A 23,968-nucleotide genomic window follows, 5' to 3' on the forward strand; every position below is an offset into this window, starting at 1 on the left:
CCTCCATGGTCCGCACGCCTGTACCGAAATATGTTGATCCTGCCGCGCGTTGGCCGGCGGGCGGGTGGTCGTGGTTCATCGTGCCTCGCTGTCCATCAGCTCGAAGAGCTCTTCGTCGGTGGCCTCGTCCAGGTCGATCTCCTCGGCGTCCTCCTGGTCGGGCGCGGGCCGGGCAGTGTCCCAGCGGGCTACCAACGCGCGCAGACGGGCGAGGATGTCGGCCCCACTCGGATCGAGGGGACCGGCGCCGGGGACGGCCTCCTCCAGCAGGGCGAGGGCGTCCGCCGCCGAACCCCCGCCCGCCGTCGAACCCCCGTCCGCCACCGGATCCGCCGCCGGGGACGGCGCTTCGGGCAGCAGGGTGGCGAGGTGCGCGGCGACCGCGGCAGGGGTCGGGTGGTCGAAGACCAGAGTCGCCGGCAGCCGTACGCCGATGGCGGCGGCCAGCCGGTTGCGCAGATCGACGGCGGTCAGCGATTCCAGGCCGAGCCCCTTGAAGGCGTGGTCCGCGCCGATCTCCCCGGCGTCCTCGTGACCGAGCACCTCGGCCGTCTGGCGTACCACCAGGTCGAGCAGGGCCTTGGCGCGGGCGGCGGGTGACAGGGCGGCGAACCGCGACTCCCGGCGGGCCTGTTCCTGTTCACCGTTCTGGCCGCTGCCGAGTCCGGACACCCCGGACGCGGATCCTGCGAGCGGGCCGGTGGCAGCCGTGCCGGCGTCCAGCCAGTAGCGCCGGCGCTGGAAGGCGTACGTGGGCAGTTCCACGCGCTCCGACCGCCCCGGCCGTCGGCCCTCGAACGCCGGGGACCAGTCCACCGCCACGCCCCGGGCGTGGACGACCGCGGCGGAGGTGAGGAAGCGGTCGAGTCCGCCGTGGTCCCGCCGCAGCGTCTCGGTCACCGCGACATCGGCGGCCTCGGTCTCGTCCACGGTGTCCTGGATGCTGCCGGTGAGCACCGGGTGCGGGCTGACCTCGATGAGGACGGTGTACCGGTCGGCGAGCAAGTCACGTACGACGGGGGCGAACCGGACCGTCTGCCGGATGTTGCGGTACCAGTACTCCGCGTCGAGCTCCCCGGGGCCGGCGAGCGCGGCGGTGACCGTGGACCAGAGCGGGATCTCGCCCTCGTGCGGCGTGACGAACGCGAGGCGTGCGAGGAGTTCGTCCTTCACCTCGTCGATCACCGGCGAGTGTCCGGCGACCGTGGCGGCCCTGATCAGGCGGGCACGCTCGCCGCGTGCCTCGCACTCGGCGAGCAGTTCGCCGAGTGCCGCCTCGTCCCCGGCGACCACGGCGGCCGAGGGACCGTTGACCGTCGCCACCGAGAGCCGTCCGGGCCAGGCCGCGATCCGGCGCTCGACCTCGGCGAGGGGCAGCGCCAGGGAGGCCATGCCGCCCTTCCCGACGAGCCCGGACAGGATCAGGCTGCGCTCGACGACGATGCGGGCGGCGTCCTCCAGCGTGAGGATGCCCGCCACGCAGGCGGCGGCCACCTCGCCCTGGCTGTGCCCGACCACCGCGTCCGGCCGCACCCCGTAGGCCTGCCACTGGGCGGCGAGGGCCACCAGCACGGCCCACAGGGCGGGTTGGGCGACGTCCACCCGGTCCAGGCCGGGTGCGCCCGGTGTCTCCCGCAGGACGTCGAGGAGCGACCAGTCGACCAGGGGTTCCAGCGCCCGGGCGCACTCCTCGATGCGCTCGGCGAAGGCCGGCGCGGTGTCGAGGAGCCCTTGGGCCATCCCGGCCCACTGCGAGCCGTGGCCGGGGAAGACGAAGACCGTGCGGGTCCCTTCGGAGGCGGTTCCCCGGACGAGGTTCCCGGCGGGTTCGCCCCGTACGAGCGCGCCCAGGCCGTCCGCGAGGCCGTCACGGCCCGCGGCCACCACCACCGCCCGGTGGTCGAAGTGCGAGCGGTCGGTGAGGAGCGCGTGGGCGGTCTCGGCCGCGGCCGGGACCCGGCCGGGGCGGTCGAGCAGCTCCAGGAGGCGCGCGGCTTGGTCGGACACGGCCTGCGGGGTCCGGCCGGAGAGCACCCAGGGCAGCGGGGACGCGTCCTCGGGGGGATCGGTCTCGGGGGAGGTGTCGGGTCCGGTGCCGGGGGCCGCCTCCTCGGGGGCGGGCTGTTCGAGGATGACGTGGGCGTTGGTGCCGCTCACGCCGAAGGAGGAGACACCGGCGCGCAGCGGCCGGCCGTCCGCCCGCCAGGGCCGTTCCTCGGTGAGGAGGCGCACCCCGCCCGAGGCCCAGTCCACGTCGGGCGAGGGCGTGTCGACGTGCAGCGTCCTCGGCAGCACGCCGTGCCGCATGGCCTGCACCATCTTGATGACCCCGGCCACTCCGGCGGCGGCCTGGGTGTGGCCGATGTTGGACTTGAGGGAGCCGAGCCAGAGCGGGCGGTCCTCGGGGCGCCCGGTGCCGTACGCGGCCACCAGTGCCTGGGCCTCGATGGGGTCGCCGAGGGTGGTGCCGGTGCCGTGCCCCTCGACCGCGTCGACGTCGTGCGGCGCGAGGCCCGCTCCGGCGAGTGCCTGGCGGATGACGCGCTGCTGGGCGGGGCCGTTCGGCGCGGTCAGTCCGTTCGACGCGCCGTCCTGGTTCACCGCGGAGCCTCGGACCACCGCGAGTACGTGGTGGCCGAGCCGCCGTGCGTCGGACAGGCGTTCCACCAGCAGCAGGCCGACGCCCTCCGCCCAGCTCGTGCCGTCCGCCGAGGCCGCGTACGCCTTGACGTGGCCGTCGGGGGCGAACGCCCGGTGCCGGGAGGTGGCGACCATGCCGGAGGGCGAGGCCATCACGGCGACGCCGCCCGCGAGCGCGAGGTCGCACTCCCCCGACCGCAGCGCCTGCGCCGCCAGGTGGAGCGCCACCAGCGAGGAGGAGCACGCCGTGTCCACCGTCACCGCCGGGCCCTCGAACCCGTACGTGTAGGAGATCCGCCCCGAAGCGACGCTGGCGGCGCTGCCGTTGTGCAGGTAGCCCTCCAACTCCGGTGGCAGTTCACGCAGTCGGGAGGCGTAGTCGTTGTACATCACGCCGACGAAGACCCCCGTACGACTGCCGCGCAGGGAGTCCGGGGCGATGCCGGCCCGCTCGAACGCCTCCCAGGACGACTCCAGCAGCAACCGCTGCTGCGGGTCGGTCGCCAGCGCCTCGCGCGGCGAGATGCCGAAGAAGCCGGCGTCGAACTCGGCGGCGTCGTGCAGGAATCCGCCGTGCTGGGTGTAGGTGCGGCCCGGCTCGTCGGGGTCCTCGTCGAAGAGGTTCTCGTTGTCCCAGCCGCGGTCGGTGGGCCACGGGGTGATGGCGTCGCCGCCCTGGGAGACCAGGTCCCACAGATCGTCGGGCGAGGCCACCCCGCCCGGGAGCCGGCAGCTCATGCCGACGATGACGACCGGGTCGTCCGCGCCCGGGGCCGGGGCCGCCACTGCTGCCGGGGCTGGCGACCCGGTCTCCTCGCCGAGCAGTTCGGCGAGGAGAAAACGCGCCAGGGACCGGGGGGTGGGGTGGTCGAAGACGAGCGTGGGCGACAGCCGCAGCCCGCTCGCCGCGCCCAGACGGTTGCGGAGGTCCACGGCGGTGAGCGAGTCGAATCCGAGGTCCTTGAACGCCCGGCCCGAGGCGATCGAGTCCCGGTCGGTGCGCCCGAGTACGGTCGCGGCTTCCGCGCGGACCAGGTCGGCCAGGAGTTCCTCGCGTGCGGCCGCGCCGAGCGGGAGGAGCCGTGCGGCGAGGGTGGTGCCGGTGCCGGACGTACCGGCGGCCGGCCGGGCGACCGGCCTGCGGGTCGTCACGACGTCGCGGAGGACCGGCGGGATCTGCCCGGGCTCGGCGCCCTGCAGCAGGGCGACCGGCACCAGGAGCGCGTGGCCGGTCGCCCCGGCCGCGTCGAGGAGCGCGAGGCCCTCGGGGGTGGTGAGGGCACGGGTGCCGTGGCGGGCGTTGCGGCGGTGGTCGGTGTCGTCGAGATGGCCGGTCAGTCCGCTGCTCTCCCCCCACAGGCCCCAGGCCAGCGAGGTCCCGACCAGGCCGTGGGCCCTGCGGTACGCCATGAGGGCGTCGAGGAAGGTGTTGGCGGCGGCGTAGTTGCCCTGGCCGGGGACGCCGAGGACGCCCGCGGCCGAGGAGAACACCACGAACGCGGAGAGCGGGGCGTCCCGGGTGAGCGCGTGCAGGTTCCAGGCCGCGTCGGCCTTGGGACGCAGCACGGTGTCCAGGCGGCGGGGGGTGAGGGAGTCCACGACGCCGTCGTCCAGGGTGCCGGCCGCGTGCACGATGCCGGTGAGCGGGTGGGCTGCCGGTATGCCGTCCAGTACGTCCCGCAGGGCGTCCCGGTCGGCCGCGTCGGCGGCCGCCACGGTCACCCGGGCGCCGAGGGCTTCGAGTTCGGTGACGAACTCCGGGGCGCCCGGGGTGGAGAGGCCGCGCCGGCCGGTCAGCAGCAGGTGGCGTACTCCGTGTTCGGTGACGAGGTGGCGGGCCACCAGCTTGCCGAGCAGCCCGAGACCGCCGGTGACCAGGACGGTGCCCTCGGGCGGTCCGAAGCGCCACGTCCGACTGGATTCGACGGAGTCGGGCTCGACAGGAATGAGCCGGGGGGTGTGGGCGGTGCCGGCGCGGAACGCGAGCTGGCTCTCGCCCGTCTCGACGGCCGTCGCGAGCGCCGCACCGAAGTCGAACGCCGCTGTTTCCGCTTCCTGTTCGATGCGCTCCGTGTCGATGAGCAGGAAGCGGCCGGGGTGTTCGGACTGGGCCGAGCGGAGCAGTCCCCAGACGGCGGCGGTGGTGAGGTCCGGCGACTCGGCGTCGACGGAGACAGCGCCCGAGGTCACCAATGCCAGTGGGACGGAGTCGAGTTCGGGGTGGGAGAGCCAGTCCTGCACGAGGGCGAGCACCCGCTCCAGGGCCGTCCGCGCCCGGACGGGCGGGGGCGTACCGTCCTCCGGCCGCTCGTCGGCGGGGACTTCGTACAGGACAGGTCCGGGTACGTGCCCGCCCGCGCGGACCCTGGCCGCGACCTCGGCGGGGTTCCGGAAGGGGACGAGGGTGTCCGTGTGCCGTGCTTCGGCGCCCTCCGGCAGGAGGATCGTGAGCGGTCCGGAAGCGGGGGTGGTGAGGGGCAACGGCGTCCAGCCGAGCCGGTGGAGCGGCTGTACCGCCCCGGGGCCGGAGGTGAGCCGGGCGGCGGCCACCGGGCGGTACACCAGGGAGTCGACGGAGACGACGGGGGTGCCCGTGGGGTCGGTGGCGTCCAGGGAGAGTCCGCCGTCGGCGGTGGGCGCGAGCCGTACCCGCAGGGCGGCCGCGCCCGAGGCGTGCAGCCGTACCCCGTTCCAGGCGAACGGCAGCAGCACCTCGTCCGGTCCGGCCTGCTGGGAGGCGCCGAGAGCCGCCGCGTGGAAGGAGGCGTCGAGCAGGGCCGGGTGCACCCCGAACTCACCCGCCGTCGGCACCTCTTCACCGTCGAGCGCGACCTCGGCGAAGATCTCCTCGCCGAGCCGCCAGGCCGCGCGCAGCCCCTGGAAGCGGGGGCCGTAAGCGACTCCGGAGGCCGCGAGCCGGTCGTAGAGGCCGTCCAGCGGGAGCGCGGTGGCCCCCGGCGGCGGCCAGCTGCCCGGTACCGCCCCGGACCGCGCGTCCTCCGAGCGTGCGGGGAGGGCCGTACGGGAGAGGTATCCGGTCGCGTGCCGGGTCCAGCCCTCGCCGTCCGCCGCGTCCTGCGGGCGGGAGTGGACCGTCACCGCGCGGCGGCCGTCCTCGGCCGGAGCGGCCACGGCCACCTGGATCTGGAGGGAGTCGCCGGCCGGCAGCACGAGGGGAGCCTCGATCACCAGCTCCTCGACCGTGTCGCGGCCCGCTTCGTCGGCGGCCCGTACCGCCAGTTCCACGAGTGCGGTGCCGGGGACGAGGACGCGGTCGAGGACCGTGTGGTCGGCGAGCCAGGGGTGGGTACGGACGGAGACGCGCCCCGTCAGGAGCAGCCCGTCGCCCTCGGCCGGCCGCAGCGACGCACCGAGCAGCGGGTGTCCGGCGGCGCGCAGGCCGAGACCGGGGGCGTCGGCCGCCTGGGCGGCCGTGCTCCGCAGCCAGAAGTGCTGCCGTTGGAAGGGGTAGGTGGGCAGGCCCGCCAGTTCCGCGGGGTTCGGGCGCGGTATCCCGAGCGCCGGGCTCCAGTCGACGGCGACGCCGTGGACCTGCGCCTCGGCGAGCGAGGCGAGGAAGCGGACCGGGCCGCCCTCGCCCCGGCGCAGCGAGCCGGTGACGACGGCTTCGGTGTCGGGGGCCGCCGCTTCGGCGGTCTCCTGCACGGCGGAGGTCAGCACCGGGTGCGGGCTCGCCTCGACGAACACGTCGTGGCCCTCGGCGAGGAGCTTGCGGACGGCGGGTTCGAAGAGGACGGTCTGCCGGAGGTTGGTGTACCAGTACGTGGCGTCCATCCCGGTCGTGTCGAGCCAGTCACCGGTGACCGTGGAGAGGAGGGGGACGGTCGCGGAGCGCGGTGCGACCGGCGCGAGGGCGGTCAGGAGCTCCTCGCGGACCGTCTCGACCTGGGCCGAGTGGGAGGCGTAGTCGACCGGGACCCTGCGGGCGCGTACGCCGTCCCGTTCGGCGGCGGCGATGAACTCGTCCAGGGCCGTCGGCTCGCCCGCGACCACCACGGCGGAGGGGCCGTTGACCGTCGCCACCGAGATGCGCCCGCCCCAGGGGGCGATCGCCGTCTCGGCCTCGGGCAGCGGCAGCACCACGGAGACCATGCCGCCGCCGCCGGAGAGCGCGACGATCGCCCGGCTGCGCAGGGCGACCACCCGGGCCGCGTCCTCCAGGGTCAGGGCCCCGGCGACGTACGCGGCGGCGATCTCACCCTGGCTGTGGCCGATCACCGCGTCGGGGCGTACCCCGTACGACTGCCAGAGCTCGGCGAGGGAGACCATGACGGCCCAGAGCGCGGGCTGCACGACGTCCACCCGTTCGTGGTCGGGGGTGCCCTCCGCCCCGCGCAGTACGTCGGTCAGCGACCAGTCGGTCCAGGGTTCGAGCGCCCGGGCGCAGGCCTCGATGCTCTCGGCGAACACCGGTGCGGTGTCGAGGAGTTCCCGGGCCATGCCGATCCACTGGGAGCCCTGGCCGGGGAAGACGAACACCGTGCGGCGCTCGCCCCCCGCGCTTCCCCGTACGACTCCGGGCGCCGACTCCCCCGAGGCGAGCGCGTCGAGTCCGGCGAGCAACTCCTCGCCGGTGGCGCCGACGACGACCGCTCGCTCCTCGAACGCGGTCCTTCCCGCCACGAGTTCACGGGCGACGGCGGCCGTGTCCGGTCCGGTGCGGAGGTATGCGGCGAGGTCGGCGGCCCGCGCGGCGAGGGCGGCGGGGGTACGCGCGGAGAGCAGCAGGGGTACGGCTGCGGGCTCGCTGACGCCCTGCGGCTCGTCTCCCGGCTCTCCCGCCGGTTCGGCTGCGGCCGGCGCGGCTTCGGGGGCCTGTTCCAGGATGATGTGGGTGTTGGTGCCGCTCATGCCGAAGGCGGACACGCCCGCGCGGCGCGGCTCACCGGTCTCGGGCCAGGGCCGGTGGTCGGCGAGGAGGGACACGGCGCCGGAGGCCCAGTCGACGTGCGGCGTCGGCTCGTCCAGGTGGAGGGTCTTCGGGAGGACCCCGTGCCGCATGGCCTGCACCATCTTGATGACGCCGGCCACCCCGGCCGCCGCCTGGGTGTGGGCGATGTTCGACTTCACGGAGCCGAGCCACAGGGGGGCGTCGTCGGTGTGCTCCTGGCCGTAGGTGGCGAGCAGCGCCTGCGCTTCGATGGGGTCGCCCAGGGTGGTGCCGGTGCCGTGCGCCTCGACGGCGTCGACCTGGCCTGCGGTCAGGCGGGCGTCTGCCAGCGCCTGCCGGATGACGCGCTGCTGGGCGGGACCGTTGGGTGCGGTCAGTCCGTGCGAGGCGCCGTCCTGGTTGGCGGCGGTGCCCCTGATGACGGCGAGCACCCGGTGGCCGAGGCGACGCGCGTCGGAGAGCCGTTCGACCAGCAGCAGCCCCGCGCCCTCGGACCAGCCGGTCCCGTCGGCGGAACCGGCGAAGGCCTTGCAGCGTCCGTCCGCCGCGAGCCCGTGCTGCCGGGAGAACTCCACGAAGGTGGAGGGAGTGGTCATGACGGTGACCCCGCCGGCCAGCGCGAGGTCGCACTCGCCGGAGCGCAGCGACCGTACGGCCAGGTGGAGGGCGACCGAGGAGGAGGAGCAGGCCGTGTCGACGGTGACGGCGGGGCCCTCGAACCCGAAGGTGTACGAGATGCGGCCGGAGGCGACGCTCGCCGCGTTGCCGACGACGATGTAGCCCTCCAGGTCCTCGGGGACTGCGCCGACGGGGGGCGCGTAGTCGTTGCCGTTGCTGCCCACGAAGACGCCGGTGCTGCTGCCGCGCAGGGTCTCGGGCCGGATGCCCGCCCGTTCGAACGTCTCCCAGGCCGTCTCCAGCAGCAGCCGGTGCTGCGGGTCGGTGGCCAGTGCCTCGCGGGGCGAGATGCCGAAGAAGTCGGTGTCGAAGTCGCCGGGGGACGCGAGGAACGCTCCCCGCCGGGTGGAGGAGGTGCCGGGCCGGTCCGGGTCCGTGTCGAAGAGGGTGGAGGTGTCCCAGCCCCGGTTGTCGGGGAAGTCGCCGACCACGTCGCCGCCTTCGGAGACCAGCCGCCACAGGTCCTCCGGGGAGTCGATCCCGCCGGGGAAGTGGCAGCCCATGCCGACGATGGCGACGGGTTCCTGTCCGCCCTCTTCGGTGTCGCGCAACTTCTTGCGGGTCTCGTGGAGTTCGGCGGTGACCCGCTCCAGGAGATACCGCATCCGGCTGTCGTTCATGAATCCACCCTTCGTGCGGAGTGCCCGGTGCTGGGAAGGCCGAGCGGATCAGGCAGGGGGCCGACCGCCCCGGGGTGGGCGGTCGGTGGTGCGTTTCGTGCGGGCCGGGCGTGGACGGGGAGGTCGGCCTCCCCGCGTGTATCGGGAGATGCGGGTCCAGGGATGCCTCGGACGTGGGCCCGGGATGCCTCGGACGTGGGACAGGGGGCGCCTCGGACGTGGGACAGGGGGCGCCTCGGACGGGATCGAGGGGCGCCTCAGGAGATGCCGAGTTCCTTGCCGATGAAATCCATCAGTTCGTCGTCGGTGGCGGAGGAGAGTCCTGCGGCCACCCCGTCGTCGTCGGCCGGCCGGGACTCTCCGCGCCCGTTCGTCGCCAGTGCGCCCAGTCGGGCCGCAGCCCCCGCGCGCTCGGGACCGTCCGGCGGGAGGGCCGCGAGGAGGGCCTCCAAACGGTCGAGTTGCGATGCCAGTTCGCGAACCGTGTCCTCCTGCTCCCGGTCTGCGGGGGCAAGCCGTTCGTGGAGGAGCTCGGCGAGCGCGTGCGGGGTGGGGTGGTCGAACACCGCGGTGGTCGGCAGGTTCAGGCCGGTGCGCTGGTTGATCCGGTTGCGCAGTTCCACGGTGGTGAGGGAGTCGAAGCCCTGTTCCTTGAAGCCCCGGTGGATCTCGACCGAGCCGGCCGGCCTGCCGCCCTGGACCTCGCCGACCTGTGCCGTGACGAAGCGGAGCAGCAGTCTGCGGCGCTCCTGGTCGCTTGCGGCACCGGTCAACTCCGCGATCAGAGCGCCTTGTTCCGGCGCGTCCGGCGCGTCGGTCCCGGCGTCCGCCGGGCCGGTCGTCAGCTCTGTCAGCAGTGGGTGGGAGCGGGCAGCCGCGAGGATCTGCCAGTCGGCACGGCAGACCACGAGGTGGGTCTCGTCCCGGTCCAGGGCCTGTTCGAGTACGGCGACGGCGAGTTCGGGCTCCATCGGGAGCAGCCCGTTCCGCGCGTTGCGGTGGGCTCCTTCGTCGCCCGCGATGCCGTCGCCCGCCCACTGACCCCAGGAGACCGAGGTGGCGGGGAGCCCGGCGGCGCGGCGGGTGTGGGCGAGGGCGTCGAGGTAGGCGTTGCCCGGGGCGTAGTTGCCCTGGCCGGGGGTGCCGGCGATCCCGATGACGGAGGAGAAGAGCACGAAGGCCGTCAGGGGCAGCTCGCGGGTGAGTTCGTCCAGGTGGCGCGCGCCGAGCGCCTTGACCCGCAGCACCCGGTCGGCCTGTTCGGGGGTGAGGGCGTCGAGCAGGGCATCGTCGAGGACGGCGGCGGTGTGCACGACCGCCGTCAGCGGGTGCTCGGCGGGGACTGCCGCCAGCACACCGGCGAGCGCCTCGCGGTCGGAGACGTCGCATGCGGCGAAGGTCACCTCGGCACCCAGCGCGGTGAGTTCGTCGCGCAGGGCGTCCGCGCCGGGCGCGTCGCCGCCCCGCCTGCTGACCAGCAGCAGGTGATCGGCCCCTTTGCGGGCCAGCCAGGTGGCGGTGTGCCGGGCCAGCGCCCCGGTGCCTCCGGTGACGAGGACGGTGCCGGTGGGGGTCCAGCCGGTCGTACGTCCGGGCGGGGCGGGTTCCAGCGGTGCGGGAACGAGGCGGCGGGCGAGCAGACCCTCGGGCCGGACTGCGAGTTCGGCTTCCCGGTGGCCTCCGGTGAGGGCGGCGAGCACCCGGTCGGCGGCGCGGGTGTCCGCGCGTTCGGGCAGATCCACGACCCCTCCCCACCGGGGGCTCTCCACGGCGGCGATCACGCCGAGCCCCCAGACGAGCGCGCCGGCGGGGTCGGTCGTCCAGTCACCGGCGGTGGCGGTCACCGCTCCACGGGTCAGCGCCCAGAGCGGGGCTCCCGTTCCGGCGCTCTCCATCGCCTGGAGCACTGTCGTGGTGGCGGCCGTGCCGTGCGGGAGGGCCGGCAGGTCCGGGTCGGTTCCGTGGTCGAGCGAGAGCAGGGACAGCACCCCGGTCACCGGCTCGTCCGGGGCCTGGCCGACCGCTTTGGCGAGGAGTGCGGCGAAGGTGTCGCGGTCCGCCCGCAGGTCGGCCACCGGTACCGGATCGACGCGCGCGCCGCCGGCGGTGAACGCCTTCTCCAGGAGCGGCGCCCAGATGTCGTACGGGCGCTCGCCGCCGGCGACCCCTGCCGGTACGAGGAGCAGCCAGCGGGCCGGTCCGGCCGGGGGCGCGGGCCGCTCCCCCACCGGCTGCCAGCGCACCCGGTGGCGCAGGCTGTCGGCCTCGGCGGCCCGTCCGCGTTCGCTGCGCCAGGAGGCGAGCCGGGGCAGTACGGCGCCGAGCGCCTCGCGGTGTGCCGGTTCGAGGATGCCGAGCGTGTCGGCGAGGGTGTCCAGGTCCTGGCGCTCCACGGGCGCCCAGAACCGGTCGTCCCCGGCGGGTACGGCGGAGGGGGCGCGGAACGCGGGCGCCTCGGCCCAGTGGCGGCTGCGCTGGAAGGGGTAGGTGGGGAGCTCCACCCGGCTCGGTCCGGTGAGGCCGAGGACGGCGCTCCAGTCGACCCGGGCGCCCCGGCCGTAGGCGGTTCCGAGCGCGGTCAGCAGGGATTCCGGCTCGGGGCGGCCTCGGCGCAGCACGGGGGCGAGGGCGGGCGGTGGTGTGCCCTCGGGGCGCTCGCCGAGCAGGGCTTCCTGGGTGAGCGCGGTGAGGACGGCGTCGGGGCCGAGCTCCAGGAAGGTGGTGACTCCGTCGCGCTCCAGGCGGCGCGCCACGTCGAGGAAACGCACCGCGCCCCGGGCGTGCGCCGCCCAGTAGGCGGGGGTGAGCGGCCGTTCGCGGGTGAAGTGCTCTCCGTCGAGCGCGCTCAACAGGGGTATGAGGGGCGGGAGATGGGTCAGGCCCGCTGCCACCGCGCCGAGCTCTCCGGTCATCGGATCCATGAGCGGGGAGTGGAAGGCGTGGCTGGTGCGCAGCCGGCTGGTGCGGCGGCCGCGCGCGCGGAAGCGTTCGGCGGTGGCGAGAACCGCCTTCTCCTCGCCCGATATGACGATGGAGGTGGGCCCGTTGACGGCCGCGATGTCCACGGCGCCTTCCTGGCCTTCGAGTTCTGCCACCACCTCGGTCTCGTCGGCCTCCACGGCGACCATGGCCCCGCCTTCGGGGAGGGCCTGCATGAGGCGGGCGCGGGCGGCGACGAGCGCGGCGGCGTCGTCGAGGCCGAGGACCCCGGAGACGTGAGCGGCGACGAGTTCGCCGACGGAGTGCCCGGCCACCACGTCGGGGCGTACCCCCCAGGACTCCAGCAGCCGGAAGAGCGCCACCTCCAGGGCGAACAGCGCGGGCTGGGTGTACAGGGTGCGGTCCAGCTCGCCACTGGTGGCGGGAGCCCCCTCGGCGGCGGGCGTCCCGACGGCGGCGGGCGTCCCGACGGCGGCGGGCGTCCCGACGGCGGCGGGCGTCCCGACGGGGGCCGGGTCCGCGAGGACGACGTCCCGCAGGGGGACGGCCGCGTGCCCGGCCAGTTGGGCGTCGAGAGCGGCGCAGTTCGCGTCGAAGGAGGCGGCGAAGACGGGGTGGGCGGCGTACAGCTCCCGCCCCATGCCGGTCCGCTGGCTGCCCTGCCCGGTGAAGAGGAACGCGACCCTTCCGGGGGCCGCGGCGTGACCGCGTACGGCCCCCTCCGCGGACTCTCCCCGGGCGAGTGCGCGTACGGCGGAGCGCAGTTCCTCGGGGTCCCGGCCCACCAGCACGGCCCGGTGCTCGAAGGACGGTTTCCGGGCGAGGGCGTACGCCACCTCGGCGGGGTCGGCCGCACTCGGGGCCGCCGTCCCGGGGCTCTCGTCGTGATCCCACCGTGCGGCCAGTCGGGCGGCCTGGTCCCGCAACGCCTGCGGGGTGCGGGCGGAGAGGACCCAGGGGACGGGGTTGCCGGGCGCGGCGGGGGTACGGGCCGGCTCCGGCGGGGTGGCGGGCGCCTCTTCGAGGATGAGGTGGGCGTTGGTTCCGCTGATGCCGAAGGCGGAGACCGCGGCGCGGCGCGGGCGGTCGACGGCCGGCCACGGGGTCTCGCGGGTGAGGAGTTCGACGGAACCCCGGCTCCAGTCGACGTGCGGGGTCGGGCGGTCGACGTGCAGGGTGCGGGGCAGCACTCCGTGGCCGAGGGCCTGGGTCATCTTGATGACCGATGCGACGCCCGCCGCCGCCTGGGTGTGGCCGATGTTGGACTTCAGGGAGCCGAGGAGGAGCGGCCGGCCCTCGGGGCGGTTCTGTCCGTAGGTACGGATCAGCGCCTGGGCCTCGATGGGGTCGCCGAGCGTGGTGCCGGTGCCGTGCGCCTCGACGGCGTCGACCTCGTTCGCGTCCAATCCCGCTGATTCGAGGGCCTGTTGGATGACCCGCTGCTGGGCGGGGCCGTTCGGGGCGGTCAGGCCGTTGCTGGCGCCGTCCGAGTTCACCGCGCTCCCCCGGACCAGGGCGAGCACGGGGTGGCCGTGCCGGCGGGCGTCGGAGAGACGCTCCAGCAGGACCAGCCCCACCCCCTCCGACCAGGCGGTGCCGTCCGCCGCAGCCGCGAAGGGCTTGCAGAGCCCGTCCGGAGCCAGGCCGCGCTGTCTGCTGAACTCGGTGAACATGCCCGGTGTGGCCATCACGCTCACGCCGCCCGCCAACGCGAGATCGCACTCGCCGGAGCGCAGCGAGCGGGCCGCGAGGTGGAGCGCCACCAGGGACGAGGAGCAGGCGGTGTCCACGGTGAGCGCGGGGCCCTCCAGGCCGAGGGCGTAGGCGATCCGGCCCGAGGCGACGCTGACCGTCGCGCCGGTCAGCCGGTAGCCCGCGCCGTCGCCGGTGGTCTCGTGCAGCCGGGGGCCGTACTCCTGCTGGGTGGCGCCCACGAAGACCCCGGTGCCGCTGCCGCGCAGGGCGGCGGGGTCCAGGCCCGCTCTCTCCAGCAGCTCCCAGGAGGTTTCCAGCAGCAGCCGCTGCTGGGGGTCCATCGCCTCGGCCTCGCGGGGCGACAGGCCGAAGAAGTCGGCGTCGAACCGGTCGGCGTCGTGCAGGAATCCGCCGCGTCCGACGTACGATCCGCCGGCCCGGTCGGGGTCGGGGTGGTGCAGGTCCTCGGCCCAGCCCCGGTTGACCGGGAAGCCGCTGGTGGCGTCGGTGCCCGAGATCAGCAGGTCCCAGAGCTGTTCGGGGGTGTCGGCGCCGCCTGGCCAGCGGCCGGCGGTGGAGACGATGGCCACCGGATCGTCGTCCGACGCCGCTTCCCCGGACGGCCGTACGAGGTCCGGCGCGGCCTCCTGCCGGGACTCCGCCTCCAGGTGCCGGGCGAGGGCGAGGGGCGTGGGGTGGTCGAAGGTCAGGGTGGGCGTCAGCCGGAGCCCGGTCGTCCGGGAGAGCCGGTCGGCGAATTCCACGGCGCCCAGGGAGTCCAGGCCGAGCGCCTTGAAGGTGCGTTCGGCGTCCAGTCCGTCCGTGGCGGTGGCGCCCAGGACCTCCGTGGCGGCGGCGGTCACCAGCCGCAGGTAGTCCGGGCGGGATCCGGTGTCCGGCGCGCTCCCGACCTGTGGGAGAGCCCGGTCCGGCGTGGGCTCCGTCCCCTGTGCGGCCGGGTCCCGCACGGTGTCCGGCGTGGGGGCCGCGGCCCGCGCCGAGGCGGCGAACCGGAACGGCCTGCGCTGGAAGGCGTACGTGGGCAGGGCGGCGCGCTCCGGGCGGCCGACGCCGTCGAAGGAGCCGGACCAGTCGGTGTCCGCGCCGGCCGTGTGGAGTTCGGCGAGTCCGGTGAGCAGGGAGAGCCGTTCGGGCGTCCCGGGGCGCAGCAGCGGCACCGCGGTCACGGTGGTGTCGCCGTCCGTCGCCAGGATGGACCGGGTGAGCGCGGTGAGGACGTTGCCCGGCCCCAACTCGACGTATCCCGAGACTCCTTGCGCCTTCAGCGTGCGCACGGCGTCGTGGAACCGGACGGGGCGCCGGATGTGCTCGGCCCAGTAGTCGGGGGAGGAAAGCTCGTCCGGTCCGACCGGCTGTCCGGTCGCGTCGGAGATCACTGTGAGGGCCGGCGGGCGGAAGGTCAGACCGGAGGCGATCCGGCGGAACTCCGCCACCGCGCTGTCCATGTGCGGGGAGTGGAAAGCATGGCTGACCTTGAGGGCGCGGGTGCGGCGGCCCAGGGCGGCGAACCGTGCGGCGGCCTCCTCGGCCGCGTCCGCGTCTCCCGAAAGCACCACGGCACGCGGTCCGTTGACGGCAGCCAGGGCCAGGCGCCCGGCGTAGTCGGCGAGTACGGGGGCGGCCTCCTCCTCCGTGGCCTCCACCGCGATCATCGCCCCGCCCGCGCGGGCCTCGCCCATGAGACGGCCGCGCGCCGCGACGAGGGTGGCGGCGTCGGCGAGCGGCAGCACTCCCGCGACGTACGCGGCGGTGAGGCCTCCGACGGAGTGGCCGAGGACGAAATCGGGCTGCGGAAGATGCCGTTCGAGCACCCGGTGGAGGGAGGCCCCCAGGGCGAAGAGCGCGACCTGGGTGTACTCGGTGCGATCGAGCAGGGCTGCTTCCGGGGTACCGGGCGCGGCGAAGAGGACGTCGCGCAGGGGCCGTTCGAGGTGGGGGTCGAGGTGGTCGCACACCTCGTCCAGCGCACTGGCGAAGGCCGGTGTGGTGCGGTGGAGCTGGAGGCCGGCGCCGGGGCGCTGGCTTCCCTGGCCGGGGAAGAGGAAGGCGACGGGTCCGCCCGTGCGGGCGCGGCCGGTCACGGCGTCGGGGGTGTGCCGGCCCTCCGCGACGGCGTCCAGGGCGGCGAGCAGGCCCGTACGGTCGGCTCCGAGGGCCACCGCCCGGTGGTCGAACAGGGCGCGGGTGGTGGCGAGCGCGTGCCCGATGCCGTCGGGGGTCGCGTCCGGGTCGGCCCGTACGTGTGCGGCGAGGCGGCGGGCCTGGGCGCGCAGGGCGGCCGGTTCGGCGGCGGAGAGGGCCCAGGGCAGGACGGCCTCCGCAGGGGCTGTCTCCGTACCGGCGGTGGCGTCGGAGGCGGTCCCGGCTCCGGCGGTCCCGGCAGCTCCGGCTCCGGCTCCGGCTCCGGCTCCGGGTGACGGGCTGTCGGGTACGGGCGGTTCGGCCAGCAGGACGTGGCAGTTGGTCCCGCCCATGCCGAAGGCGCTCACCCCGGCGATCAGCCGGCGGTCCGGCCGGGGCCAGGGGCCCAGGTCACGCTGGACCCGAAGGCGCAGGGTGTCGAACGGGATGCGCGGGTTCGGCGTCTCGTGGTTGAGGGTCGCCGGAATCCGCCGGTTCTTCAGGCTCAGCACGGTCTTGAGGAAGCCGGCGATTCCGGCGGCGCCCTCCAGGTGGCCGATGTTGGTCTTCGCGGAGCCCACCACGAGCGGCTCGTCGGCCGCGCGGCCGGCACCGTAGGCGGCGCCGAGCGCGGTGGCTTCCACCGGGTCCCCCACCGGGGTTCCGGTGCCGTGCAGTTCGACGTACTGGACCTCGTGCGCGTCGATGCCCGCCTCGTCCGCCACCAGCTCCAGCAGTTCCCGCTGGGCGTCGGCGCTCGGCACGGTGAGGGCTTCGGTCGCGCCGTCGTTGTTGACCCCGCTGGCGAGGATCACGCCGTGGATGCGGTCCCCGTCGGCGAGGGCCGCGTCCAGGGGCTTGAGGAGGACGAGACCGCCGCCCTCGCCGCGTACGTATCCGTTGGCGCGGGCGTCGAAGGTGAACGAGCGCCCGTCCGGTGAGAGCCCGCCGAAGCGGGCGGCTGCCGAGGTGCTCTCGGGCGCCAGGTTGAGGTTCACCCCTCCGGCCAGCGCGAGTTCGCAGTCGCCGTCCCGGACCGCCCGGTGGGCCAGGTGGAGCGAGACGAGAGCGGAGGACTGGGCCGAGTCGACGGTCAGGCTCGGGCCGCGCAGGCCGAGGTGGTAGGAGACCCGGTTGGCGAGCAGCCCCCGGTTGAGACCGGTCAGGGTGTGCCGGGTGAGCGGCTCGGCGTCCTCGCCGTGGCGCAGCAGCGCGTAGTCGTACGCCATCGCCCCCAGGTAGACGCCGACGGGGGTTCCGGCGAGCGAGCCGGGGACGATTCCGGCCTCCTCCAGTGCCTCCCAGGCGAGTTCGAGGACCAGTCGCTGCTGGGGGTCCATCTCGGCGGCCTCGCGCGGGGACACTCCGAAGAACGCGTGGTCGAAGTGGTCGACCTCGTCGAGGAAGCCGCCGGGCAGGTCCTCGTCGGAGGTCGTGCCGCTCCCCCGCCGTCCCGTGTCCGCCGGCCGGCGGTCCGCGGGGCGCGGGCGGATCGCGTCGCCCCCCTTGCTCAGCAGGTCCCAGAAGGAGTCGGGGTCGGGTGCTCCGGGCAGTCGGCACGCCAGTCCGATCACGGCGACGGCCCGGCCCCCACCGTGGCCGGCACCGGCCGTGCGGTTGGCACCTTGACTGGTCATCGTCATCGCCGAGCCCTTCTCGTACGTCGCGCGGAACGTTTCCGGCGGTAGGGGTCCCGCTCTCCGCAGTCCGGGAATTTCGGCACCGGGGGACAGGAATGAGTTACCGCATTCCTCGTCGAGGACTGTCCCGAATATTTGGGTCCCGAATATTTCGGGAGCCGGGTGTTCAGGAGCCGAATATTCGCGATCCCTGCCCGAACTCTCGGTACCACCTCCCACATCCTCGCCACCGGGGCATTCAGCGACTACCCCTAGCCTCCCCCTATGACGCCCGTCACCCCGCCAGGAGCTGGGACTTCACCGACGACCCCGGGGTCCGGGCGCGCTGCGGGAAGTCACCCCCTAGGGGCGCGGGGAATAGGGGTTCCATCACGGAAATGGCCCGCCGTAGCGTCGACGGGAAACAATTCGACAGCTTCACGATTCACCGATGCGAGAGGAATCAGAAATGGATTCTCTGACCGAAGCGGTTCTCCGGGGTGCCTCACCGGAGGAACTGGAGCGCGCACCCGTTCCCACGGACTTCGTGGCTGCCCACATCCGGCAGGAGGACGTCGGCATCTTCGACGGCGTGGCCGACAAGGACGTACGCCGTTCGCTGAAGGTGGACCGGGTGCCGATGCCCGAACTCGCCCCGGACGAGGTGCTGGTGGCGGTCATGGCCAGCTCCATCAACTACAACACCGTCTGGTCGGCGACCTTCCAGCCCGTCTCGACCTTCAACGCCCTCAAGCGCTACGCCCGCACCGGCGGCTACAACGCCCGCCACGATCAGCCGTTCCAGGTCGTCGGGTCCGACGCGGCCGGTGTGATCGTGCGCACCGGCGCCGGGGTCCGGCGCTGGAAGGTGGGCGACCACGTGGCCGTCAACGCGGCGGTGGTGGACGAGCAGGACCCGGTGACGCACTCGGACGGCATGCTCGGCGCCGACCAGAAGGCGTGGGGGTACGAGACCAACTTCGGCGGACTCGCGCACTACACCGTCGTGCGGGCCAGCCAGTTGCTGCCCAAGCCGGCCCATCTGACCTGGGAGGAAGCCGCCTGCGTGCCGCTCTGCGGCGGGACCGCGTACCGCATGCTGGTCAGCGACCGTGGCGCCCGCATCAAGCAGGGCGACATCGTGCTGATCTGGGGCGCGACCGGCGGCCTCGGCGCGTTCGCCGTCCAACTGGTCAAGAACGGCGGCGGCATCCCTGTAGGGGTCGTCAACTCCGAGGCCAAGGCGAAGCAGTTGCGGAAGCTCGGCTGCGACGTGGTGATCAACCGCGAGGAGATCGGCATCGGCGGCGAGCCGGCGGCCGGAGCCGGGACGGTGGAGCTGGCCAAGCGGCTCGGCCGGGCCATCCGGGCGGAGCTCGGCGAGGACCCGCACGTGGTGTTCGACCACGTCGGCCGGGCCACCTTCGGCATCTCCGTGATCGTCGCGCGGCGCGGTGGCACGGTCGTCACCTGCGGTTCGAGTACCGGCTACGACCACAGCTTCGACAACCGGTACTTCTGGATGAACCTCAAGCGCATCGTGGGCAGTCATGGCATGAACCTCCACGAGGCGGCGGAGATGATGCGGCTCCTCAAGCTCGGCAGCATCTCGCCGGTCCTCTCCGAGGTGTACCCGCTGGCCGAGGTCGGCGAGGCGGCCCGCCTGGTGCAGACGAACAGCCACACCGGCAAGGTCGGCGTCCTGGCCCTCGCCCCCGAGGCCGGCCTCGGCGTCACCGACCCCCAACTGCGCGCCCGGATCGGCGAGGAGCGCCTCGGCCCGCTGCGCTCGTCCCTCTTCCCGCAGCCCGCACCCGCCCGGTGAGCGCACCGAGCGGAGCAGATCCCGCACCGCCCGCGTCCGTCCCGGGCGCGTCGGTCCCAGCACGTACCGCCCCACCAGCAACCGCCATGAGTGCCCCGAGCCGAACGCACCGGCGACCCGTGCCGCAGCGACGAGAGGCCTGACACCCCATGACCGCCACCGCTTCCGCCCCCGCCACCACTGCCCTCGCCGCCGAATCCCCGGAGGGCCGCACCGGCGCCCCGGACGCCACGACGGGCGAGCTGCCGAGCCTCCCCGAGGTACTGCGCCTGCGCGCCCGGACCCGGCCCGACGACCTCGCCTACGTCTTCCTCCGCAACGGCGAGGACCCGGAATCGTCACTGACGTACCGGCAACTCGACCTGTCCGCACGGTCCCGCGCCGCCAGGCTCGACGCCGCTGGGCTGCGCGGCAGAGCCGTCGTGCTGCTCTACCCGTCCGGTCTGGAATTCGTATCCACGCTCCTCGCCTGCATGTACGCCGGGGTCGCGGGCGCCCCCGTGCAGGTGCCGACCCGGCAGCGCGGCCTGGAACGCCTGCGGCGCATCGCCGACGACGCGGGAACCACCACCGTGCTCACCACGGCCGCCGTCAAGAGCGACCTGGAGCAGCGCTTCGGCGAGGCCCCGGAGCTGGCGGGGCTCACCCTCCTCGCCTCCGACGCACCAAACGCACCCGGCGCCGGGCCGGACGCGGGACCGGAGGCCGGAGCGCCGGCCGAGGAGTGGTCCGGGCCGCCGGCCGGCCCGGACGACACCGCCCTGCTCCAGTACACCTCCGGCTCCACCGGGGACCCGAAGGGCGTCCGCGTCACGCACGCCAACTTCCGCAGCAACGTGGCCGAGACGGACCTGCTGTGGCCCTGCCGTGCGGACAGCGCCGTGGTCAACTGGCTGCCGCTCTTCCACGACATGGGGATGCTGTTCGGGGTCGTACTGCCGCTGTGGGCGGGGATTCCGGCCTATCTGATGGCGCCCGAGGCGTTCATCCGGCGGCCGTCGCGCTGGCTGGAGGCGATCTCCCGGTTCCGGGGCAGCCACACCGCCGCGCCGAGCTTCGCGTACGAGCTGTGCGTACGGGATGCCACCGACAACGGCCTCTCCGAGGGGCTGGACCTGTCCTCGCTCCGGGTGGCCGCGAACGGCGCCGAGCCCGTGCGGTGGGACACCGTGCGCGCCTTCACCGGGACGTTCGCCCCGGCCGGCTTCCGGTCGAGCGCGATGTGCCCGGGGTACGGCCTGGCGGAGAACACCCTGAAGGCCACCGGCAGCAGGGAGGACCGGGAGCCGACGCTCCTCGTCCTGTCGGCCCAGGCACTGCGCGAGGGCCGGGCGCAGCCGATCGCCGCCGCGGCGCCGCCCGAGTCCGGGGACGGCCCGGCGCCCGCCGCGCGAGCGGTGTACGCGGTGGGCAGCGGCACCACGGTCGGCGCCACCTCGGTCCGGATCGCGGACCCGGAGAAGCGAGCCGGTCTGCCGGACGGGTCGGTGGGCGAGATCTGGGTCAACGGCCCCTGCGTCGCGGACGGTTACCACGGGCGGCCCGAGGAGAGCCTCGGGACCTTCCGGGCGCGGCTGGCGGGCGAGGAAGCCCTGGGCACCTGGTTGCGCACCGGCGACCTCGGTTTCGTGCACGAGGGCGAGCTGTTCGTGACCGGGCGCCTGAAGGACGTGATCATCCGCAAGGGCCGCAACTACTACCCGCAGGACATCGAGGTGTCGGCGGAGAGCGCCGACCCCGCGCTCCAGCCGAACTGCGCGGCGGCGTTCTCGGTGGACGACGGGGCGGCCGAGCGGCTGGTGCTGGTGGTCGAAGCGGACGGCCGTGCCCAGCGCGACGGGGGTGCGGAGGGCCTGCGCGACCGCGTGCGGGCCGCCGTGCTCGACGGGCAGCGGCTGGAGACCGACGAGATCCTGTTGGTCCGGCGCGGCTCGCTGCCGAAGACGTCGAGCGGGAAGGTGCAGCGCCGCGAGACCCGACGCCGTTATCTGGACGGCGAGTTCGGTGCGCGTACGATCCCGTCGTCCGTACCGGAGGCGTGATGAGCACCGGTGCGACGGACACCCGGGGGACAGCTGCACGCGCGGAAAAGGGCCGGGTGGCGGCCGGTGCTCCGGGGAGGCTGCGGGCGGCCGCCGCCGTCCCCGGCTCCCGTGTCCTCGGGATCGGCGCCTACCGGCCTGCCCGGGTGGTGGGCAACGACGAGGTCGCCGGGCCGATCGATTCGAGCGACGAGTGGATCCGGCGCAGGTCGGGCATCGCCTCCCGGCGTTTCGCCGCCCCGGACGAAACGGTGATCGGCATGGCCGCGGCCGCGTCGGTGAAAGCGCTGGCCCAGGCGGGCATCGAGCCCTCGGACGTGGACACCGTGCTGCTCGCCTCCATGTCCCACCGTGAGCAGTCGCCGCCGGCCGCTCCCCGGGTCGCCCACCTCATGGGGGCGTCGTCGGCGGGCGCCCTGGACGTGGGGGCCGCTTGCGCGGGGTTCTGCCACGCACTCGCCGCGGCAGACTCACTGATCAGGTCCGGCAACAGCAGATACGTCGTGGTGGTGGGCTCGGAGCGGATGTCCGACATCGTCGACCCGACGGATCGCGGGACGGCCTTCCTCTTCGGGGACGGGGCCGGCGCGGTGGTGGTCGGGCCGTCCGCCGATCCCGGGATCGGGCCGGTGGTCTGGGGTTCCGAGGGCGGGCGCCAGGAGGCCATCGCCCACTCCTCCCCCTGGCCGGCGGTGGGAGCGACCACGACCGCCGCACCGCCCACCCTGCGGATGGACGGCCCCGCGGTCTTCCGGTGGGCGGTCGCGACGGTGCCGAAGACGGGGCGGGCCGCGCTGGACGCGGCCGGGCTGACCCCGGACGACCTGGCCGCGTTCGTACCGCACCAGGCCAATCTGCGGATCATCGACGGGGCCGCCGCCGCCCTGAAGCTGCCGCCCCACGTGGTGGTCGCCCGGGACATCGTGCGGGCGGGCAACACCTCCGCGGCGTCCATTCCGCTCGCCATGGAGGAGTTGCTCGCCCGGGGCGCGGTGCCCCGGGGCGGCCTGGCCCTGCTGGTGGGGTTCGGCGCCGGACTGGCGCACGCCGCCCAGGTGGTGGCGCTTCCGTGAGGCAGGGGGTCAGGAGAGCCAGGGTGTGGTGAACGCCTGGACGGCGGAGCCGTCGAGATCGGCCAGCTTGATCCCGGCGAGGGCCTGGGCGGTGTCGGAGGTCTGCACCCGGAACGGGGGCCGCTCGGCGGTGAGTACGTCCACCACGGAGGCCGCCGCTTCGGCCGAACTCTGCGCCTGGTCGAAGAGGCCCTCCGTGGTCGCGAAGTACGCCTTGAACGCGGCCTCGTACGGCCCGGCGGACTCGATCAGCCCCGGTACGGACGGGCCGAGGGAGACGACGAACTCGCTTGCCACCGGACCCGGTTCAACCACGGAGACCTGTACGCCGACGCTCGCGGCGACGGGCGCGAGCGACTCCAGGAAGCCTTCGACGGCGAACTTGGCGGCGCAGTAAGCCTCGTTGAAGGGCTGACCGATCAAGCCCCCGAGGCTGCTCACGGTGACGACACGGCCGCCGCTCGCGCGCAGATGCGGCAGCGCCGCGCGTGTCACCTCCACGACCCCGAAGAAGTTCACTTCCATGACGGCGCGGAACGGCTCGACGCCGAGCTGTTCGACGGTGCCGAGCTGTCCGACCCCGGCGTTGTTGATCACCGCGTCGAGCCGGCCGTAATCGGCGACCGCCCCGGCGACCGCTTCCGCGACGGACGCCGGGTCGGTCACGTCGAGGCGCGCGACCCGCACGCGCTCGGCGACACCGGCCGCCTCCAGCGCGGCGCGCAGGGCGTCGGCCCTGCCCGGTTCGCGCAGGGTCGCGACGACGTTCCAGCCGGCCGTGGCCGCGGCGACCGCGGTGGCCAGGCCGATGCCGGAGGACGTGCCGGTGATGAGGACGGTACGGCGGTCGGTCATGGGACCTCCTGCGAAGTGCGCGTTCGCGCGCGCCGGTCAGGGGCCACGCGGTCGCACGGGCGGGTACGGGACGGCTCCGCCCCGCACCGGGCCGTCGGGTCCGGTGCGGGGCGGGCGGTTCCTGGGATGCGGTCCACCGTGTCACCGGCCTCGGAGGGGGCCAACCCCTATTTCAGGTGCCCCCTATGAGCTGTCCCGCAATCCGTGGTGGATCGGTGCGCGGCGTCGGATGCGGTGCATCGCAAGGCGGAGGAACGTCCGCATACTGGATGTATGTGGACGTTCCGACAACGCGGCGAGGTGCCGTAGCCGTCGTCGCGCACCCGCCAGGGATTGCGGGACAGCCCTTGACCTCGCCGGTTCGTGGCGACGTACGGAGCGAGCACCCCCAACGCCTGTTCGCGCAGGCCCCGATGCCCGGGCAGTTGTGCCCAGCATGAGTGGCCGCTCGTGACGTGCCTGGCTACTGGCCGAGTTCGTAGTCGAACCAGATCCGGTGAGTACCGTCCGCGTCGACGGCGATCCCGCCGGTCCCCGTGATGCCGGCCAACTCACCCGTGCCGCTGGCCGGCACGACGACGAAGAACTCTCCCTCCCTCCCTTCGCCCAGGGTCGTTGCGGAGTGCGCGAAGTTGAAGGCGCCCGCCCGGTCGTGGAGCACTCCTTCGAAGGAATCCATCGCGACGTAGGTACCCGTCCCGGTGGACTGGTCGAACGCGGCCGTGAACAAGGTGGCCGAGCGCCCTGCGACCTCGCCTTCGTACTGCTTGTCCATCGTGGCGACACCGACGGGCATCGCCGTGTCGATCGCGGGGCTCGGTAAGGAAGTTGGGGAGAAGTTCACGACCTTGAACGTTCCTGAAGCTCTCATGGCCCCGATCGTATGCGGCGGCTCCGACATCACCGTCGGAACAGGCCCCCGCGATC

General features: G+C 74.3%; 7 protein-coding genes. 3 read left to right on the plus strand and 4 right to left on the minus strand.

The features are described 5' to 3' along the window. Positions 1–75 precede the first annotated feature (75 nt). Both OHA55_RS32425 and OHA55_RS36550 read right to left on the minus strand, forming a co-directional pair. Entirely contained in the window at positions 76–8,850 is an 8,775-nt protein-coding gene (locus OHA55_RS32425) for a type I polyketide synthase (RefSeq protein WP_266713277.1), read from the minus strand. 257 nt (positions 8,851–9,107) lie between these two features. Further along, complete coding sequence (locus OHA55_RS36550; protein WP_323180527.1) at positions 9,108–17,270, minus strand: type I polyketide synthase; 8,163 nt, start codon at positions 17,268–17,270, stop codon at positions 9,108–9,110. A 445-nt stretch (positions 17,271–17,715) separates the two neighbouring features. Here OHA55_RS36550 and ccrA point away from each other — a divergent pair, with 445 nt between their 5' ends. The 3 genes from ccrA (at position 17,716) to OHA55_RS32460 (ending at position 22,186) form a co-directional block, all read left to right on the plus strand. Beyond that, a complete protein-coding gene (ccrA, locus tag OHA55_RS32450; RefSeq protein ID WP_266713279.1) occupies positions 17,716–19,071 on the plus strand; it encodes a crotonyl-CoA carboxylase/reductase in 1,356 nt (451 codons plus the stop codon). Positions 19,072–19,220: 149 nt separating this feature from the next. Continuing rightward, a complete protein-coding gene (locus OHA55_RS32455; protein ID WP_266713281.1) occupies positions 19,221–21,113 on the plus strand; it encodes a fatty acyl-AMP ligase in 1,893 nt (630 codons plus the stop codon). After that, a complete protein-coding gene (locus tag OHA55_RS32460; RefSeq protein WP_266713283.1) occupies positions 21,113–22,186 on the plus strand; it encodes a beta-ketoacyl-ACP synthase III in 1,074 nt (357 codons plus the stop codon). The genes OHA55_RS32455 and OHA55_RS32460 overlap by 1 nt, the downstream gene beginning before the upstream one ends. Positions 22,187–22,195: 9 nt before the next feature. Here OHA55_RS32460 and OHA55_RS32465 read toward each other — a convergent pair whose 3' ends face one another. Together OHA55_RS32465 and OHA55_RS32470 are read right to left on the minus strand one after the other, a co-directional pair. Next, a complete protein-coding gene (locus OHA55_RS32465; RefSeq protein WP_266713285.1) occupies positions 22,196–23,041 on the minus strand; it encodes an SDR family NAD(P)-dependent oxidoreductase in 846 nt (281 codons plus the stop codon). A 463-nt stretch (positions 23,042–23,504) separates the two neighbouring features. Continuing rightward, on the minus strand, positions 23,505–23,912 hold the full coding sequence (locus tag OHA55_RS32470; RefSeq protein ID WP_266713287.1) for a DUF3224 domain-containing protein: 408 nt from the start codon (positions 23,910–23,912) through the stop codon (positions 23,505–23,507). Positions 23,913–23,968 lie beyond the last annotated feature (56 nt).

The sequence above is a fragment of the Streptomyces sp. NBC_00102 genome, assembly GCF_026343115.1.
Taxonomy (GTDB): domain Bacteria; phylum Actinomycetota; class Actinomycetes; order Streptomycetales; family Streptomycetaceae; genus Streptomyces.

Excerpts from the sequence above, each read along its gene's own strand:
- OHA55_RS32425 (WP_266713277.1), bottom strand. The coding sequence starts at position 8,850 with ATGAACGACAGCCGGATGCGGTATCTCCTGGAGCGGGTCACCGCCGAA.
- OHA55_RS36550 (WP_323180527.1), bottom strand. The coding sequence starts at position 17,270 with ATGACGATGACCAGTCAAGGTGCCAACCGCACGGCCGGTGCCGGCCAC.
- ccrA (WP_266713279.1), top strand. The coding sequence starts at position 17,716 with ATGGATTCTCTGACCGAAGCGGTTCTCCGGGGTGCCTCACCGGAGGAA.
- OHA55_RS32455 (WP_266713281.1), top strand. The coding sequence starts at position 19,221 with ATGACCGCCACCGCTTCCGCCCCCGCCACCACTGCCCTCGCCGCCGAA.
- OHA55_RS32460 (WP_266713283.1), top strand. The coding sequence starts at position 21,113 with ATGAGCACCGGTGCGACGGACACCCGGGGGACAGCTGCACGCGCGGAA.
- OHA55_RS32465 (WP_266713285.1), bottom strand. The coding sequence starts at position 23,041 with ATGACCGACCGCCGTACCGTCCTCATCACCGGCACGTCCTCCGGCATC.
- OHA55_RS32470 (WP_266713287.1), bottom strand. The coding sequence starts at position 23,912 with ATGAGAGCTTCAGGAACGTTCAAGGTCGTGAACTTCTCCCCAACTTCC.